Here is a 16,688-nt window from a genome sequence, read left to right on the forward strand (position 1 = left end):
CCCGTCGCTGCGCTGCTCGGCGGTGCCTCAACGGCCACCCAAGGCCACAGCCCCCGTCGCCGTGGTCAGAGCAGTCGTGCATCCCCTGACACCCTCCCTCTCCCCCCGGGAGAGGGTCGGGGTGAGGGCAGACGGCATCAAAACCACGACCAGCGCCCGGCATGCGGCGCGGTGCGGGCGGCCCCTCTGTGCCGCCGAGGAGCGCAGCGTTTCGCGGATCAGGGCTCGCAGCTGTTTGAGCGAAGCGAGTTCTGCGAGACCCCGCGAAACGCGAGCACCGCAGGGGAGCCCGAAGGGCCGGCATAGTGGGGCCGACCGCGCCGTGCCGCATACCGGGCGCCTCCAACAAGGACAAAGGAAGGCATCCCCAAAATGCTGACAGTCAAGAACATCCACCAGTACTACGGCGGCTCCCACATCCTCAGAGACGTGAGCTTCGAGGCCACGCTCGGCAAGGTCACGGTGCTGCTGGGCCGCAACGGCGTAGGCAAGACCACGCTGCTCAAGTCGCTGATGGGCCTGGTCCCCATCAAGAGCGGCAGCATCGAGCTCGAAGGCAAGCCGATCCACAAGGCCACACCTTATGAAAGGGCACGGGCCGGCATCGGCTTCGTGCCGCAAGGCCGAGAGATCTTCGCCAGGCTCACGGTCGAGGAAAACCTGCGCATGGGCTTGGCCTACAAGAGCGGCAGCACGCCCATTCCGTCGGAATTGTTCGACCTCTTCCCCGTGCTCAAGCAGATGATCAACCGGAGGGGCGGCGACCTCTCAGGCGGCCAGCAGCAACAGCTTGCCATTGCGCGCGCGCTGGCTCCCAAGCCCAAGCTCTTGATCCTCGACGAGCCCACCGAAGGCATCCAGCCCAGCATCATCAAGGACATCGGCCGCGTCATCCGCATGCTGGCCGACCGCGGCGACATGGCCATCGTGCTGTGCGAGCAGTACTACGACTTTGCGCAGGAGCTGGCCGACGACTACCTCGTGATGGAGCGCGGCGAGGTCATTGCGCGCGGCCTCGGCAAGGACATGGAAGCGCAGGGCGTGCGCCAACTCGTCGCGATCTGACAACGAGCCGGCCGGCATGCCGGTATCAGCCTCGCAGCATGGCCGTATCGGCAGAAATTCAGGGTTTACCCTAAAATCAGGCCTCTGCCCGCCGCCGCCGGGCACCCTCCCAGGAGCCTGGCCTTGAACGCCTCCCCACCCGCGCTGGACAGCGCGGACACCGACATTTCCGTTGTTTCTCCCTCCGCACGGCCCGTGAATTTCCTGCGCGCCGTGCTCGCGCTCGGCGTCGGCGGCTTCGCCATAGGCACTGGCGAGTTCGTGATCATGGGCCTCCTGCCTGAAGTGGCGAAGGACATCGACGTCAGCATCCCCCAGGCCGGCCACGTCATCAGCGCCTATGCGCTCGGCGTGGTCATCGGCGCCCCGGTGCTCGCGGTGCTGGCCGCCGGCTGGGGCCGACGCGCGCTGCTGATCGCGCTCATGGCCGTGTTTGCCGCCGGCAACTTCGCGAGCGCGATGGCGCCGGGCTACATGTCGCTCAACCTGCTGCGATTTGCGACCGGGCTGCCGCACGGCACCTACTTCGGCGTGGCCGCACTGGTGGCCGCCACGCTCGCGCCGCCCGGGCGCCGCGCACGCGCCGTGGGCCTCGTGATGCTGGGGCTCACCGGCGCCACGCTGGTGGGCGTGCCGATCGCGGCATGGCTCGGCCAACTGTTCGGCTGGCGCGCCGCCTTCGTGTTCGTCGGCGTGATCGCACTGGTGGCCGTGGCGCTGCTGCGCCGCGACATCCCCGACCTTGCCCCGCCCGCGGGTGCCAGCCCCTGGCGCGAGCTCGGCGCGCTCAAGCGCAAGCAGGTGTGGTTCACGCTCGGCATCGGCGCCATCGGATTCGGCGGCATGTTCTCGGTGTTCAGTTACATCAAGCCGACGCTGATCGAGGTGGCGGGCCTGCCGCTGGGCGGCGTGCCCTTCGTGCTCGCACTGTTCGGCCTGGGCATGGTCACCGGCAACCTCGTCGGCTCGCGGCTGGCCGACAAGTCGCTGATGCGCACCATCGGCGGCCTGCTCGTCTATGCGGCACTGGTGCTCGCGATGTTCTCGTTCGCGGCGCACCACGTGGTCACCGCGGCAATCAACGTGTTTCTCATCGGCACCACCGTGGCCATCGGCCCGGCGCTGCAGATCCGCCTGATGGACGTGGCCGGCGACGCGCAGACGCTCGCTGCCGCGCTCAACCACTCGGCCTTCAACATGGCCAATGCGCTGGGCGCCTGGCTTGGTGGCGTGGCCATTGCGGCCGGGCTGGGCTGGACCTCGACCGGGTGGGTGGGTGCGCTGCTCGCGCTGGCAGGCATCGGGGTGTTCGGCTGGGCGCTCGCGAGCGCACGGGCGAGCGCGCGGGCCGGCGATGCGCGGCCGAACGACAAGGTGGCCTGCGAAGGCTCCGCCGGCTAGCGCACATGGCGCTCTCGATGCGCGCGGCGTGCAGCTCGAAAGCACCCGGGCGCTGCAGCCTCGCGCCGTCGTGACTATGATGGCCGTCGCCCTTCCATCGCCCGGAGCGACACCCCCATGAGCATCCCGACCACCCGACTCGGCCGCACCGGCCTCACCGTCTCGCGCCTTGCGCTCGGCACCATGACCTTCGGCCTGCAGACCGACGAGGCCGTGTCGCACCGCATCCTCGACAAGGCCGCCGAGGGCGGCATCAACTTTCTCGACACCGCCGACGTGTACCCGCTCGGCGGCACCGTCGAAACCACGGGCCGCACCGAAGAGATCATCGGTCGCTGGCTGCAGAAGCAGGGCGCCGCGGGCCGCCGCCGCTTCGTGGTGGCCACCAAGGCCGTCGGCAAGGTCGGCCCCAACAGCTGGGACCAGGGCGCCTCGCGCAAGCACCTGCTCGACGCCATCGACGCCTCGCTCAAGCGGCTGCAGACCGACCACGTCGACCTGTACCAACTGCACAGCGACGACCGCGAGACGCCGCTCGAAGAGAGCCTGGAGGCGCTCGACGTCATCGTCAAGTCGGGCCGTGCGCGCTACATCGGCGTGTCCAACTTCCTGGCCTACCGGCTGGCCCGTGCGCTCGGCAAGGCCGAGCTGCACAAGCTCACACGCTATGTCTCGGTGCAGCCGCGCTACAGCCTGCTGTTCCGCGAGATCGAACGCGAGCTGCTGCCGCTTGCGGGCGAAGAGGGCCTGGGCGTGATTCCCTACAACCCGCTGGCCGGCGGCCTGCTCACCGGCAAGTACAAGCCCGGCGCCACGCCCGAGCAAAACACCCGCTTCACGCTCGGCACCGCCGGCGGCATGTACCAGGACCGCTACTGGAACGAGCGCAGCTTCAACACCGTGACCCAGCTCCACAAGCTCGCCGACGAAGCCGGCGTGCCGCTGGCCACGCTGGCGGTGGCCTGGGTCATGGCCAACCCGCTCATCACCGCGCCGCTGCTCGGCGCCAGCCGCCCCGAGCAGCTCGACGCCACGCTGGCCGCGGCCGACTACAAGCTGGACCCGGCGCTGAAGCAGAAGCTCGACGAGCTCACGGCCGAATACCGCAAGGGCGACGCGCCCAGGTAGGCAGCCAAGGAGTGAACCCGAAGAAGCTCGCGCTGCTGCCATGGCACAGCTGATGTCGCTGCTGGTGCAGAACGCGATCGCGATCGTCTTCGCGGCGAGCTTTGCCGCGCGCCTCGGACTGCCGGTGCCCGCGGCCGCGGTGCTGGTGGTGTCGGGCGCGCTGCTGGCGGCCGGCAATGTCTCGGTGGCGGGCGTGGTGCTGGCCGCGGTGCTGGCCAACGTGCTCGGCGACGGCGCCTGGTTCTATGCCGGGCGCCGCTTCGGCTACCGCTTCATGCGCCTTCTGTGCCGCATCTCGCTGTCGCCCGATTCATGCGTGCGGCGCGGTGAATCGCTGATCGGCCGGTGGGGCGGCCTCTCGCTGGTGGCCGCCAAATTCGTGCCGGGCGTGTCGGTGGTTGCGCCGCCGATGGCCGGTGCGCTGGGTATGTCGGTGTGGCGCTTCATCGGCTTCGACATTGGCGCCGCGCTGGTCTGGACCGGCGTCTTCCTCGGGCTGGGCTGGATCTTTCGCGACCAGATCCAGGAGGTGCTGGCCATGCTGGCCCAGGCCGGCGGCATCGCGACGCTGGCGCTGGTGGTGGTGCTGGCCGTGATGCTGGTGGTGCGCTACTGGCGCCGGCGCGTGTTCATGCGGCTCACCGGCATGCCGCGCATCAGCGTGGACGAGCTGCACGAGCTGCTCGCCAGCGAGGCGCCGCCGCTGGTGATCGACGTGCGCGGGGAGGCCGGCGTGCAGGTAGATCCGCGCCGCATTCCCGGGGCGCTGCCATATACGCTCAAGGCGCTGCAGCAGCGGCATCCGGAACTGCCGCTCGTCGGCGGGCGCGACGTGGTCCTTTACTGCAATTGCCCCAACGAGGTGTCGGCCGCGCTGGCCGCGCGCGTGCTGCTGGCGCGCGGTGCGCGGCGCGCCCTGCCGCTGACGGGCGGGCTCGATGCCTGGGTGGCCTCGGGCCGTCCCACCAGCCTGCACTGATCAGTCCAACCGCGTCATCGGGCAGGACAGCACCAATCGCTCATCCAGCGCCGAATGGCGCCAACCGGGCAGGGCGCGCTTCTGATAGGCCTCGAGCGACCGATAGCCCTGAACGCTCCAGCCATAGGTGCTGACCTGCAGCGCCTCGATCACCTCGTAGCGGCACTGCCGGCTGCGGGCATCGAGGCGAAAGGCGATTCGGCCGTGATCCTTGGCAAGGACTTGCTCCAGAACCCGGTAGCGAGCGGGCTTGCAAACGCTGAAGCTGGAGTTCCATTCGATGGTCCTGGCTCGCACATACAGCCCGCCCGAACATGCGCGCCCCGTTCCGCTGAACACCCCGGTCAACGGTGCGCCGGCGGCTGCCGTACCTGTACCTGCCGTACCTGCCAGGACGAGCAAGGACAGTACGGCCGCTCTGCTTGTCTTCATGTTGTCGTCTCCGGTGTGCGTCCCTGTGCTCTCATGATCTTAAGGTTCATGCCCTTGCCCGGTGGTAGTCTTGCCCCCCGATGAACCTCCGCACCAAGATCGTCGCACTGGCCGTTGCACCGCTGCTGGTTGCACTGGTGCTGGTGGCCCTGGCGGTGCGCCACCAGGAGCATGACCTGGCGCAGCGCGAACGCGCGCTGATCGAGAAAAGCTACATGGCCCAGCGGCGCAGCGAACTGCGCAGCTACGTCGACCTTGCCGTGAGCACCGTGCGGCCGCTGTACGACGCCGGCCGGGACGACGAGGACACCCGCAGCGAGGCCCTGCGCCGCCTGGCCGCGCTCGACTATGGCGACGACGGCTACTTCTTCGTCTACGACATGCAGGGCCGCTCGCTCATGCATTCGCGCCAGCCCGATCTCGTGGGCCAGAACCTCTGGGACATGCGCGACTCGCGCGGCCGCTTCACCATCCAGGACCTGATCGCGGGCACGCGCGCGGGCGGCGGCTATGTGGAGTACGAATGGCGCAAGCCCTCCAGCGAGCAGATGGCACCCAAGCTCGGCTACGTCACTGCGCTGCCGCGCTGGAACTGGATGGTCGGCACCGGCCTGTACCTGGACGACATCGAGGCCACCATGCAGGCGCTCGACCGCCAGATGAGCGCCAACGTCACCACCACGCTGCTCTGGATTGCCAGCATCGCGGCGCTGTGCCTGGGCGTGGTGAGCGCCACCGGGCTGCTGCTCAACCTCAGCGAGCATCGCACGGCCGAGGCCAAGATGCGGCTGCTGGCGCGGCGCGTGGTGCAGTCGCAGGAAGAAGAGCGCGGCCACCTCGCGCGCGAGCTGCACGACGGCACCAGCCAGACGCTGGTGTCGGCCAAGCTGCTGATCGAATCGGCGGTGGATGCGCTCGACCGCGAACACCAGTCCGCGCCACCCGCACTGAGCAAGGCGCTGCAAAGGCTCAACGATTCGCTGCTCGAGGTGCGCCGCATTTCGCACCGCCTGCGGCCGGCCCTGCTCGACACGCTCGGCCTGCCCGCCGCGCTCGAGCGCCTGGGCGACGAATTCGCCGAAGAGGGCGCTATCGATGCCTCGATCATGATCGAGGGCGAGGCCTTCGAGCTCTCGCAGGAGACAAAGACCGCGCTCTTCCGCGTCACGCAGGAGGCGCTCACCAATGTGCGCAAGCACGCCCAGGCGCACCGCGTGCACATTGCGCTGGGCTTTTCCGACGAGGACGGCGTGCGGCTTGCGATCGGCGACGACGGCATCGGCTTCGACGTGGAGGCGATGCAGCTCGATGCGCGGCGCGGCATCGGCCTGCGCAACATGCGCGAGCGCATGGAGTCGATCGGTGGAAGCCTGGACGTGCAATCGGGCGAAGGCGGAACAACCATCGTGGCCGAAGTGCCGGCCCGCAGCGCGAGGCCCGAACCGGCATGAAGAAAGACGCCGCCCCCATTCGCCTCTTCCTGGTCGACGACCATCCGCTGGTGCGCGATGGCCTGCGCGCGCGGCTCGGCGCCATGCCCAATCTCGAGATCGTCGGCGAGGCCGGCAGTGCGGCCGAAGCGCTGGCGCTGGTCGAGTCGCTCAGGCCCGACCTGCTGCTGATGGATGTCGGCATGAAGGACATGAACGGCATCGACCTGGCCGCGCTGGTGCTGCAGCACCATCAGCCCGCGCCGCACGTGGTGATGCTCAGCATGTACGACAACCCGGAGTACGTGCAGAAGGCCCTGCAGGTGGGCGCGCGCGGCTATGTGCTGAAGGACGCGCCCGCGGCCGAGATCGTGGCCGCCATCGAGGCGGTGTCGGCCGGCGGCACCTTCCTGAGCCCGGCCGTGTCGAAGAAGCTGTTCCGCAACCAGGCGCCCAGGCCGCTGCTCACGCCGCGCGAGAGTGAGATCCTCACCGCGCTGGGCCGCGGCGAGTCGAGCAAGCAGATCGCGCGCGACCTGGGCCTGAGCGTGCGCACCGTGGAGGCGCACCGGCAGAGCATCAAGCGGCGGCTCGGCATCGAGGGGCAGGCGGAACTCATCAAGTATGCGGTGGAGCATGCGCGGGAGTTCGGGCAGGGCTGAGATACGCTGCCTTGTTCAAGCGCTTGTCCCGACCCATCACCATCATCCAGGCCTGTTTCGCATGTCCGACCTTCCCCACAGCCCCGCCGCCGACCGCAACAAGCAGCCCATCCTCGAGGCGTTGAATCGCATCCTCGGCGAGCGCGGCAGCGCACTCGAGATCGCATCCGGCACAGGCCAGCACGCTGCCTGGTTCGCCGCAGCAATGCCCGGGTGGACCTGGCAGCCCACCGACGCAGACGCGCGCATGCTCCCCGCAATTGCAAGCCGCGTCGCGCAGGCCGCGCTGCCCAATCTCCGTGCGCCGCTGCTGCTCGACGTGATGGCGCCGCAATGGCCGTCGCAAGGCGCCGCATTCGCCCGAGGAGAAGAAAAGTTCGATGCGATCTACTGCGCCAACATGCTGCACATCGCGCCCTGGGCCGCATGTGCCGCGTTGATGCAAGGGGCCGCGCGGCATCAGCTTGCCGATGGATTGCTGATCACCTACGGGCCGTACTTCGAAGAAGAAGGCACGCCGGCGCCGAGCAACCTGGCGTTCGACGAAGACCTGCGTGCCCGCAATCCCGCATGGGGCATACGCCGCCTGGAGGACGTGGTGGCCGAGGCGCACCGCGCAGGGCTTGCGCTGCGCGAGCGGCATGCAATGCCAGCGAACAACCTGCTGCTGGTCTTCGGCTTCTAGGCTCAGCGCACGCGGGGCACCGCAGCGGTCAGCAGCCCCAGCGCCTGGTTCAGCGTCGAGCCCGCAAAGCGCGCTCCCCTCGAATGGCCGATCCGCACCACGACGAGATCGTGCGACGGAATCACCACCACGTGCTGGCCTCCTGCGCCGAGCATGTAGTAGGCCGAGGTCGGCGCCGCGAGCGAGCTCATTCCGTTGATCCAGAAGAAGCCGCCGTAGATCGGGCGCTTGTCCGCTGCCCAGGCCGGCGCCACGCTGCTCACGAAGTTGACGAAGCCCTCGGGAAGAATGCGCTCGCCGTTCCACACCCCGTCCTGCAGATAGAGATTGCCCAGGCGTGCCCAGTCTCGCCCCGACATGAAGTCGTAGCCCTGCGTGAGAAAGTTGCCGTAGGGGTCGGTTTCGATCACCATCGAGCGGATGCCGATCTTGTCGAAGAGCGCGCGTTGCGGAAACGAAAGATATTCCTCGCCGCTCTTTTCCACCGCGAGGCGAACCAGGTAGTTGGCCAGCACGGGATCGGTGTTGCGGTAGCGGCCCACCGCGCCGGGCGGCCATTGCTGCGGCCGGGTCGCGGCATAGTTGAATGCGTTGATCCGGCCCGTGTAGTAGTAGACGTGATCGGGGTAGGTGCCGTTGGGGTCGAAGTCCGGATCGTCCGGCGCCTTGATGCGCAGGCCGCTCGACATCTGCAGGATGTCGGAGATCTTGATCTGCTGGCGCGCATCGCCGGCGCCTTGCCACTCGGGAATCGGCGCCGGCTGGTCGAGCCTGTACGCACCCTGCTTGATGAGCACCCCCATCATCGTGGCCACCACGCTCTTGCCCATCGACCACGATTCGAGCGGTGTCGTCGGGCCGATGCCGTTCATGTAGCGCTCGGCGACGATGCGGCCCTTGTGCGTGACCACGAAGGCCGACGTATAGGCCTCGGGCTCATCGAATGCGGCATCGACGGCCCGGGTCACCTTGGCCATGTCGACCTCGGCCGGCGGCGGGTCGCCCGGCAACACGTCGCCCATCGGCCATGGCTGGGTCGCGGGGTCGGGCAGCGCGCTCCTGACTTCGACGGGCGTGAAGAACACGTCGTCGCGGCCGGCCGGCAGCGTGACGCAGCCCTGCGAACCGAAGTGGCGCGCCACCAGCGTCGGGCCGTTGGGAATGGAGATGCGAACCTCCTTTTTCACGCGGTCGACCACGGGCTTGTCCACGTTCTTGCGCTGCTCATACGGCCCCACGAAGTAGCCCAGGCTTTCGGCCGCAACCTCGGGGTCGATGCCGGTAATGAACACGGCGGAGCACATCGCCTTGGCATAGCCGGAGGTGTGGTGCTCCAGCGCGTTGCCGGGCGGCGGCACGTAGGGCGTGTTGAGTTCGAGTGCCCGTGCGCGGGCAATGAGCGCCTCGCGCTCCGGCAATTGTGCCGCGGCGGGCGTCGATGGGGCGCCGATGCCAATGCCTCCGACACCTCCACCCCCGCCGCCGCCGCCTCCACCGCATGAGACCAGTGCGACCGCCAGGCCCAGGGCCGCAGCGGTGGTAGCGAGGGAGCGGCGGATCGAGCACTTCATTGGCGGTCCTTGGGTTTTCGCGGGAGTCGATGGCGGTGCGCAACTTTCGGCACCGGCGGGATTGTGGGTGAATCCCGTGAGGGCGGCTAGCGCTTTCGCATGAGGCGCGCGCGATGTAGCGCCAAGGTTCTCACCGTTGGATTCGATGATTGGAGGGTCCCCGCATCGTGCTTGCCTGCAGGACGCGGCAATATTTCATGATCGCAGGAGACGGCCCGTGTGAACGTAGCTTTCGAGTGGCTGGCAGCACGAACCTGGGTCGATAAGATGCGTCGGACTCGCAGCGGTTGCTGGTCAGTTCGCTGGACCAAGCTAGATAAGCACAGGAAGGCAAAAACAGATGCCACTTCCCGAAATGGCAAAGCCGATATCGTTCGGGGCTTTGCTCGGCGTCGCTCTGTTTCTGGGCATGCCCATCCTCTTTTCACTCGCGTTTCCGGGTACGGGGATTGGGCATCACGGCGAGGATGAAGCCGCTCGGATGCTGCGCGTGTATGTCCTCATGGGTGGCGCAGCCTCTGCCGCGTTGGGTGGTTGGGTCGGCGGCGTCGCCGCGACGAGTCCACGTCGGGCGCTTGGAATGCTTGCTGCCAATGCAGCCGCCAGCGTTGTCTTTGGCATCGTTCCGATTCAATTGCCGATGAAGCCCGAGAACGCGATGGCTGTTGGAATTGGAGCCTGGACCATCGTCAGTGCAGGTCTCGCAGCGTTGGTGGCCCGCAAGAAGAGCGAAACCACTGCGTAGTGCCCACGCTTCAAGATGCTGGCGCATTGGCGCCATATCCTTGGTGTGCCAGCTAGCGGCACATGTCGTACCCGCCGGTCTCCAGGTGGAAGTGGTCCTTGTGCGCGGCGTTGTAGTCGGGGCCCAGCGCGCCGTTGAAGAATCGGCAGGCGCCGCGGTGCGCATCGCGCAGCAGCAGCGCCGCCGGATCGTCCGTGCTCGCGGCACTGCTGCGGGGCCAGGCTTGCAGTACCGTGATGCGGCGGCCGTCGGCCAGCGTGAGGCCGGCGACGTCCAGCGCATCGGCCGTGGCATGCCGGCTGCGCGAAGGGCCCGGCATGGCATCGTCGCCGCGGTTGACGTTGCGGCAGGCGTAGCTGCCGAGGTGGTCGATGGCCGCCACCGGCTGGCCGAAGCGCTGCCTGGCGGCCGGCTGCAGCGCGTGCCGCTCCCACATGAAGAAGGACAGCGCCATCGGGCAGCTCAGTGAAGGCGCGGTGCCCAGGCGCACGCCGGCGGAGCGCAGCCTCACGGCGTTCTTGAAGCCGCAGCCGGGGCCGGTGACGCGGTCGGGCAGCAGCTCGTACTGCATGCCGGTTTGCGCCAGCGCCGCAAGGCAGCGCGCCGGCTCGCGGCGGGCCCGCTCGAGCTTGAAGCCGGTCAGCCAATCGGGCGATGCCGCCACGTCGAGCGGCGCCCACGGATTGAAGCGTTCGGGAATCTCGACGGTGCCGGTGGCCACGGCCCATGCGCCCAAGGCAAGCGCGGCGCATACCGCGGCCATGCCGAGCCAGCGCTTGACGCGCGAAGGCACGGGCTTTAGCGGGCGCTCAGAAGGATCCAGGGCCATGTCGTCGATGAATTGCCAGGGACGGATCGATCGCGAGGCGTGGGGCCCCTTGCTTCAGGGGCGCGTGGCAATGAGCGGATCGAGTTCGGCCCGCACGCGCCTGATCGCCACTTCATGCCGCAGCGTCTGCGCCCCGCGCCCGTAGGTCATGGCCTTGCGGATCAGCCGCAATTGCTCGCGCTGCAGCTGTGTCTTCAGGCGCCTTGCCCGCAGCCCGAAAGCCCAGCCCATCTCCCGGCGAACCTTGTAGCGCTGCAGGGGCGCACCCAGGCGGATCCACTCGTCGTCGCGGATCAGCTCGCGCTCCGGCACGAAGTAGGCGGCCAGTGCATGCAGGTAGGCGCCGTTCTCGCGTGCGGCAACGCGCCAGAAGAGCCCGGCCGCGATCATCGCGGGAACGCCCTTGACGGCGAGCATCACGGCCATGTCGCCATAGCCGCCGTCGAAGAGATCTTCGAGCCATGGGGAGTTCCAGATGAAATGCATCGCCCACGCGAGCGCGAAGCACAGCAGGGCGCAGGCGATCCTCGCCGCCAGCGAACGCTCCGGATGCAGCAGGAACCAGGCAACGCCGAAGGACGCGATCGTCGTGTAGGCCGCGTGGCTCCACAGTCCGCTCAGCAGCCCGCGCGTCAGCAGGTTGATGAACACCGGAGACACCTGGTTCTCGAGCGGAAAGTGCATCGAGGCGTTGACGGTGTAGCTCAGGTTCTCGACCACCTGGAAACCCAGGCCCGCCATGGCACCCACGATCAGCACCGACAGGTAAGTCTGGAACTGGTTGCGCGCCACCAGCACCAGCAGGATGACGCCGGCGATCTTCAGGAACTCCTCGGTGACCGGGCCCGCGATGGCCGGTCCCCAGAGCGCCACGAAATCCGGCGACACCAGCTTGGCGCACAGGCTCTGGATGGCGATGTTGGCCGGCGCGGCAAAGTAGACGGCGCCGAGCCCGCCCCATGCAAAAGCCAGCACGAAGGCTTCCGGCGGGTGCTGCTCGAGCAGGTCGAGCATGCGAAAGACCAAAAGAAAAAGCAGCGTGTAGATGCCCCACACCAGAATGCCCAGCAGGGCCGTGACGGGGACGACACGGAAACCCATCGAGAACATGCTGACGGTGTAGAACAGGCCGTTGAGGATCAGCGCCGCCAGCAGCCAGAAGGCCGCGCGCTGCGGCTGGAAGAACGAATCAGTGCCGATCGGCCAGTCGCCGCGGTCCTGCTGGCCTTCGAAGGCGGGCGGGCTCACTGCGGTGCCTCCAGGTCCATCGATTCCAGCATGCTGCGCGCATCGGCCATCGCCTCGTTCAGGCCGTCGCTGGCGCCGTAGCAATCGATCTGCACGAGCGAGCGGCGCTGCAGGTCGACCACCTGCCAGAAGCGGCCGGCCAGCTTCGACCCGTAGTACGCAAAGGTCTTGCCCTGCAGTCCCCACGAAGTGACGAAGTCCGACACGTCGCCATCGATGTTCAGGCGCTGGCCGCGCTCCATGAGCCTTTGCTGGCGCATCAGCGGACCGTCGGGCCCACCGGCCCACGCATGCGTGGTCACCAGGAACTTGTGGCCGCCCTTGAACAGCATCAGCGACTGGCCGGCCCTGGAGCGCGACACGTCCATCTCCCATCCGCTCGCGGGAACGAACCTGGCATGGCCGACGGACACCGTTTCTCCCGCCGCGAGCGGCCGGCTGCCGGGCGTGCGGCTGTCCCAGAAGCTCAGGCCGCCCACGTAGGCGGCAATGGCAAGGAGCACCGCGAGCGCGCCTGGCCAGGTGCGGTACGGTATGCGGCGGGATGGCTCGGGCATGCGGTGATCGTGCCATACGAACGGCCGGGGCTGGAGCGTCCCGCGAGGATCAGGCCGGTCTTTTGAACGCGCGCCTCAGCGCAATGCCTGTCTTCTTCGCCAGTCCCCGGGCGGCAGGCCGAAGCGCCGCTTGAATGCGCGGCTGAAGGCCGCTTCCGACTCGTACCTCGCATGATCGGCAATGGTCTTGATCGGCAGCTCGCTGCTCTTCAGGTGCTTTGCCGCCAGCTGCAGGCGCCAGTGTCCGAGGTATTGCATCGGCGGCTGGTCGAGAAAGTGCCTGAAGCGCTCGCTCAGCACCGTGCGCGACACGCCCACGCCGCGCGCCAGGCTCTCCAGGCTCCAGTCCTCGAGCGGCGCCGCATGCAGCAGCCTCAGCGCCGGCCCGACCACGCCGTCGTTGTAGGCCGCGAACCAGCCCACTTCGTCCGCCGACAGGCCCTGCATGTGCTTGCGCAGGATCTCCACGAACATCAGCTCGGTCAGCCGCGGCAGCATGCTCCGCCAGCCGGGCTGCGGCTGGCTGGCTTCCGTCACGGTGTGGCGGATCGTGGTTGCCAGCCAGTGGTCGGCCGGCGTGGCCTCGGGGCTGATGTACAGCACGTCCGGCAGGTGCCGCAGCACGGGATGGAACAGCAGCTCGTCGCAGCGGATGAAGCCGCAGATGACGCTGGTGGAATCGCCGCCGCCGCCATGCTCGACCACCGGCATGCCGGCCCACGGGAGCTGGGGCAGCAGCTGGCCGATGTGCACCGGCGCGGTGGCGTCCCGGCCGCTCAGGCGGTGGAGGCCGCCGTAGGGCAGCATCACGGCGTCGCCGCCGTTCAGCCATAGCGGCTGCTCGCGATCGGGCAGGTCGATCCGGCAGCCGCCCGAGCCGATGATGTGGAACGGAATCACACGGCTCGAACCGAGCGAGAGCATTGCGGCCAGCTGGCCGGAGTCGACGCTGGTCACCGACCACGGCTCGCGGAATTCGGCGCGGAACAACACCATGCCGGTGACGTGCATGCTCTCCAGCAGGTCCGACAGCATGTCGGTCGCCGGGCCCGGCGCTGTTTGGATCAAGACTCCCGGCATTTCGGTCATGGCCTGTCTCCTTATATCTTTCGAATAGTTCAAACTTCATTGCTCGAGGTGCTGCAAAGCACGTCGATCAGTGAACGGGTTGACTCGCCACCGCGCAGCCTGGGTCTCCTGCGAGCCCGAGCTCGACCTACAGCACAGGGCGCGCGGTGGTGGTCTCTTTGTTCTGCTGCATCCCGAATGGTTGATCGAACACATTTCGTATTCATAAGGCTGGGAGCCGGAGAACTGTCATGAGTGAACCTGTCTACGTAGGCATCGACATCGCCAAGGCCAGCTTCGAGGTGGCCGCCAGTGGCGAGACACAGACCTTGAACCTGGGCAACGACGAGGCCGGTCATGCCGAGTTGTGTCAGGTGCTCGTGCCGCTGGCACCTCGCCTGATCCTGTTGGAGGCCACCGGTGGCCATGAGCAGGGTCTGGCGCTCGCGCTGGCAGCCGCTGGTCTGCGCGTGTCGGTCATTAACCCGCGACAGGCGCGCGACTTCGCGCGCTGTATGGGCAAGCTGGCCAAGACCGATCGAATCGACGCGCAGATGCTTCGCGGATTCGCCGAACTGCTGGACGCCCAGGGCCATGAGCCACGCGCGCTGGCCGACGAGCAGCAGCGTGAGCTCACCGCCATGGTGGCCCGCCGACGCCAGCTGGTGGCCATGCTCGTGGCCGAACGCCAACGCCTTGCACTGGCTCATCCGAAGGCCAAGGCCAGCATCCTGGCGATCATGGATGCCATTGCCGCCCAGCTTCACGACATGGACGGCGAGCTGCGCGAGCACGTGCACGCACATCACGCAGACCTGGCGCGTTTGCTGACCTCGGTCAAGGGGGTGGGGCCGACCACGGCCAGCACCCTGCTGGCGCAATTGCCCGAACTGGGCAAGCTCAACCGCAAGCAGATCACTTCCCTGGTGGGCCTGGCTCCAGTCAACCGCGACTCGGGCACCTTGCGCGGACAGCGTCACATCTTCGGTGGACGCGCGGACGTGCGCCGCGTGCTGTACGTCGCCGCTTTGGTAGGCACGCGATTCAATCCCGTGCTCAAGGCCTTCTATGCGGCCCTGCTGGCCGCAGGCAAGCCAAAGAAGGTCGCCTTGGTGGCATGCATGCACAAGCTGCTCATCATCCTCAACGCCATTGCCAGAACCAGGCAACCTTGGCGCGACGACTTTGCGGTGGCAGCTTGAGTTGGTCATACAAGATGGTTGCTGCATGAAGCGTACGCTGGCCTCGCCCATTCATCATCCAACGGAGGCAGCAATGAACACCGACGCACGCGATCTGGTTGTTGTGATTACGCATGGAATCGACCACGAATTGTCCTCCGTCGGGCTGGTCATCGCCCTGGGCGGCATGACTTCGGGCCTGAAGGTTTCCATTTTTCTGACCAGCGCGGGCGTCGACCTTGTGCGGCGCGGCGCGTCCGACACGACGCATGTCAAGCCGCTGGAGCCGCTGGCGGACATGCTGCGCGACTTTCTCGGCCGCGGCGGCACGCTCTGGGCCTGCACGCCCTGCGTGAAGAGCCGCGGCTACACGCAGGAGAACCTGCTGGAGGGTGTCGTCATCGCGGGTTCGAGCGTGATGCACGAGCTGATCAAGCGGGGCGCTGCAACCTTGAGTTTCTGAAGCGCGCCGCGGCGGTCCGGGGCCGCCGGTGGATGCCGTCCGCGGGGCAACCGCGTTAGAGTCTGGCCACGTCCACAAGACCGCCACGCCACATGCCCCATGCCTATGCACCCACGCCACGTTCCCGCATGCCGCTGCTGCTTCTTCGGCTGCTGCCCATAGGCGCCTGCCTGCTGGTGCTGGGCTGCGCAGGCCCGCGGCCGCCGCAGCCCGTGGCCGGCTACGGGCCGCCTCCCGTGCTCACGGCCGAGCAATCGAGCGGCGTCGCGATTCATGCGCTGGGCCTGGTCGGCACGCCGTACCGCTATGGCGGCAACACGCCGGAGGGCGGCTTCGATTGCAGCGGGCTCATCGGCTACGTGTACAGGAACAGCACGGGCCAGGCCACGCCGCGCACCGTGGCGCGCATGGCCGGCTTCGGCCGTCCCGTGCCCACGTCCGAACTGCGTTCGGGCGACCTGGTGCTCTTCGGCGCGTCCACGCCGTCGCATGCGGGCATCTACGTGGGAGCCGGGCAGTTCGTGCATGCGCCTTCGACGGGCGGCGAGGTGCGGCTCGACCGGCTGGACGGCGTCTACTGGTCGCGCCAGCCGATTCAGGCGCGCCGGCTTTAGCCTCGAAGAGAAACGCGGCCCAATCCCACTCAACGCACGGGTGTTGCCGTTGGTTCTACGGGGATGCCTGCCTTGGGACGGCCTGGCCGGTATGGCATGCTGTGCCGGTATCACCGAAGCTCGGAGAGGTCCCCCATGAAAAAAATCCTAGCCCTGGCCGTCCTGGGCATTGCCACCATCCTCCCGGCGTTCGCGCAGCGCGGCGATCCTTACGAGAACGACCGCCGCTACTGCGCCAGCGGCCGCTCCGGCGTCGACTTCAACACCTGCATGTGGCGCATCCAGCGCGATCGCGAGGAGCGCTACGACCGCCGCGAGCAGCGCGCCTACGAACGCGAGCAGCGGCGCGAATACGAGCGCCGCGAGCGCTGGGCCGAGCAGCCGCCTCCGCCGCCGGCCTACCGCCAGTGGGACGGCCCGCCGCCCGGCGAGCAGCCCCGCCTCAGCGACATGCAGCAGCGCGCGCTGGACAACTGCAACCTGTTGGCGCCGCGCGACCAGCCCCGCTGCCGCGCGACGGTGATGTCGACGGTGCGTTAGGGCCACGGCGCCAGCAAGCGCTGGCAGGGTTTTCCATTACGCAAAGCCACGCACGCCGGTCGCGCGGTCCGACGGATGCGCCCGCGCGCC

Annotated in this window: 18 protein-coding genes; 12 read left to right on the forward strand and 6 right to left on the reverse strand. The window is 67.9% G+C overall.

Features of this window, described 5'->3' with window-relative positions:
- The first annotated feature begins 372 nt into the window (after window positions 1–372).
- The 4 genes from urtE (at window position 373) to L1081_RS00855 (ending at window position 4,573) form a co-directional block, all read left to right on the forward strand.
- Window positions 373–1,065, forward strand: coding sequence for an urea ABC transporter ATP-binding subunit UrtE (gene urtE, locus L1081_RS00840; RefSeq protein WP_021008684.1), 693 nt, complete (start codon window positions 373–375; stop codon window positions 1,063–1,065).
- Window positions 1,066–1,188: 123 nt separating this feature from the next.
- A complete protein-coding gene (locus tag L1081_RS00845; protein ID WP_489414751.1) occupies window positions 1,189–2,466 on the forward strand; it encodes an MFS transporter in 1,278 nt (425 codons plus the stop codon).
- Between the two features lie 117 nt (window positions 2,467–2,583).
- Window positions 2,584–3,594, forward strand: a complete 1,011-nt coding sequence (locus tag L1081_RS00850; RefSeq protein ID WP_489414752.1) for an aldo/keto reductase — start codon at window positions 2,584–2,586, stop codon at window positions 3,592–3,594.
- A 40-nt stretch (window positions 3,595–3,634) separates the two neighbouring features.
- Window positions 3,635–4,573 carry a VTT domain-containing protein gene (locus tag L1081_RS00855; RefSeq protein WP_489414753.1) on the forward strand — a complete coding sequence of 313 codons (939 nt, stop codon included), beginning with the start codon at window positions 3,635–3,637 and terminating at the stop codon, window positions 4,571–4,573.
- On the opposite strand, the gene L1081_RS00860 is transcribed toward L1081_RS00855, so the two are convergent.
- On the reverse strand, window positions 4,574–5,005 hold the full coding sequence (locus L1081_RS00860) for a hypothetical protein (protein ID WP_489414754.1): 432 nt from the start codon (window positions 5,003–5,005) through the stop codon (window positions 4,574–4,576).
- Between the two features lie 80 nt (window positions 5,006–5,085).
- Between L1081_RS00860 and L1081_RS00865 the strand changes: the two genes are divergently transcribed.
- The 3 genes from L1081_RS00865 (at window position 5,086) to L1081_RS00875 (ending at window position 7,782) form a co-directional block, all read left to right on the forward strand.
- On the forward strand, window positions 5,086–6,456 hold the full coding sequence (locus tag L1081_RS00865; RefSeq protein WP_489414755.1) for a cache domain-containing protein: 1,371 nt from the start codon (window positions 5,086–5,088) through the stop codon (window positions 6,454–6,456).
- Window positions 6,453–7,097 (forward strand): response regulator, encoded by a 645-nt coding sequence (locus L1081_RS00870; RefSeq protein ID WP_489414756.1) that lies wholly within the window; start codon window positions 6,453–6,455, stop codon window positions 7,095–7,097. Before L1081_RS00865 ends, L1081_RS00870 begins: the two co-directional genes overlap by 4 nt.
- A gap of 61 nt (window positions 7,098–7,158) precedes the next feature.
- The gene (locus L1081_RS00875) at window positions 7,159–7,782 is read left to right on the forward strand and encodes a DUF938 domain-containing protein (protein WP_489414757.1); all 624 of its coding nucleotides are present in this window, start codon (window positions 7,159–7,161) and stop codon (window positions 7,780–7,782) included.
- Window positions 7,783–7,784: 2 nt separating this feature from the next.
- Here the strand turns inward: L1081_RS00875 and L1081_RS00880 are convergent, their stop codons facing one another.
- Window positions 7,785–9,353: a serine hydrolase gene (locus L1081_RS00880; RefSeq protein WP_489414758.1), complete on the reverse strand. Its 1,569-nt coding sequence runs from the start codon at window positions 9,351–9,353 to the stop codon at window positions 7,785–7,787.
- A gap of 340 nt (window positions 9,354–9,693) precedes the next feature.
- On the opposite strand from L1081_RS00880, the gene L1081_RS00885 reads away from it, so the two are divergent.
- Window positions 9,694–10,098, forward strand: coding sequence for a hypothetical protein (locus tag L1081_RS00885; RefSeq protein ID WP_489414759.1), 405 nt, complete (start codon window positions 9,694–9,696; stop codon window positions 10,096–10,098).
- 52 nt (window positions 10,099–10,150) lie between these two features.
- Here the strand turns inward: L1081_RS00885 and L1081_RS00890 are convergent, their stop codons facing one another.
- From L1081_RS00890 to L1081_RS00905, 4 genes are all read right to left on the reverse strand, one after another.
- On the reverse strand, window positions 10,151–10,927 hold the full coding sequence (locus L1081_RS00890; RefSeq protein ID WP_489414760.1) for an extensin family protein: 777 nt from the start codon (window positions 10,925–10,927) through the stop codon (window positions 10,151–10,153).
- Window positions 10,928–10,981: 54 nt separating this feature from the next.
- Complete coding sequence (locus tag L1081_RS00895) at window positions 10,982–12,175, reverse strand: PrsW family glutamic-type intramembrane protease (RefSeq protein ID WP_489414761.1); 1,194 nt, start codon at window positions 12,173–12,175, stop codon at window positions 10,982–10,984.
- Complete coding sequence (locus L1081_RS00900) at window positions 12,172–12,732, reverse strand: hypothetical protein (RefSeq protein WP_489414762.1); 561 nt, start codon at window positions 12,730–12,732, stop codon at window positions 12,172–12,174. Before L1081_RS00900 ends, L1081_RS00895 begins: the two co-directional genes overlap by 4 nt.
- Window positions 12,733–12,807: 75 nt before the next feature.
- Window positions 12,808–13,821, reverse strand: coding sequence for a cupin domain-containing protein (locus L1081_RS00905; protein WP_489414763.1), 1,014 nt, complete (start codon window positions 13,819–13,821; stop codon window positions 12,808–12,810).
- Between the two features lie 230 nt (window positions 13,822–14,051).
- Between L1081_RS00905 and L1081_RS00910 the strand changes: the two genes are divergently transcribed.
- From L1081_RS00910 to L1081_RS00925, 4 genes are all read left to right on the forward strand, one after another.
- On the forward strand, window positions 14,052–15,002 hold the full coding sequence (locus L1081_RS00910) for an IS110 family transposase (protein WP_209503614.1): 951 nt from the start codon (window positions 14,052–14,054) through the stop codon (window positions 15,000–15,002).
- 73 nt (window positions 15,003–15,075) lie between these two features.
- Window positions 15,076–15,444, forward strand: a complete 369-nt coding sequence (locus L1081_RS00915) for a DsrE family protein (protein WP_489414764.1) — start codon at window positions 15,076–15,078, stop codon at window positions 15,442–15,444.
- Window positions 15,445–15,536: 92 nt separating this feature from the next.
- Complete coding sequence (locus L1081_RS00920; protein WP_489414765.1) at window positions 15,537–16,058, forward strand: NlpC/P60 family protein; 522 nt, start codon at window positions 15,537–15,539, stop codon at window positions 16,056–16,058.
- Window positions 16,059–16,193: 135 nt separating this feature from the next.
- On the forward strand, window positions 16,194–16,598 hold the full coding sequence (locus L1081_RS00925; RefSeq protein ID WP_489414766.1) for a hypothetical protein: 405 nt from the start codon (window positions 16,194–16,196) through the stop codon (window positions 16,596–16,598).
- The last annotated feature ends 90 nt before the right edge of the window (window positions 16,599–16,688 follow it).

Origin of the sequence: Variovorax sp. MSC1_012, from assembly GCF_023667525.1 — a bacterium.
Lineage (GTDB): Bacteria > Pseudomonadota > Gammaproteobacteria > Burkholderiales > Burkholderiaceae_C > Variovorax > Variovorax beijingensis_B.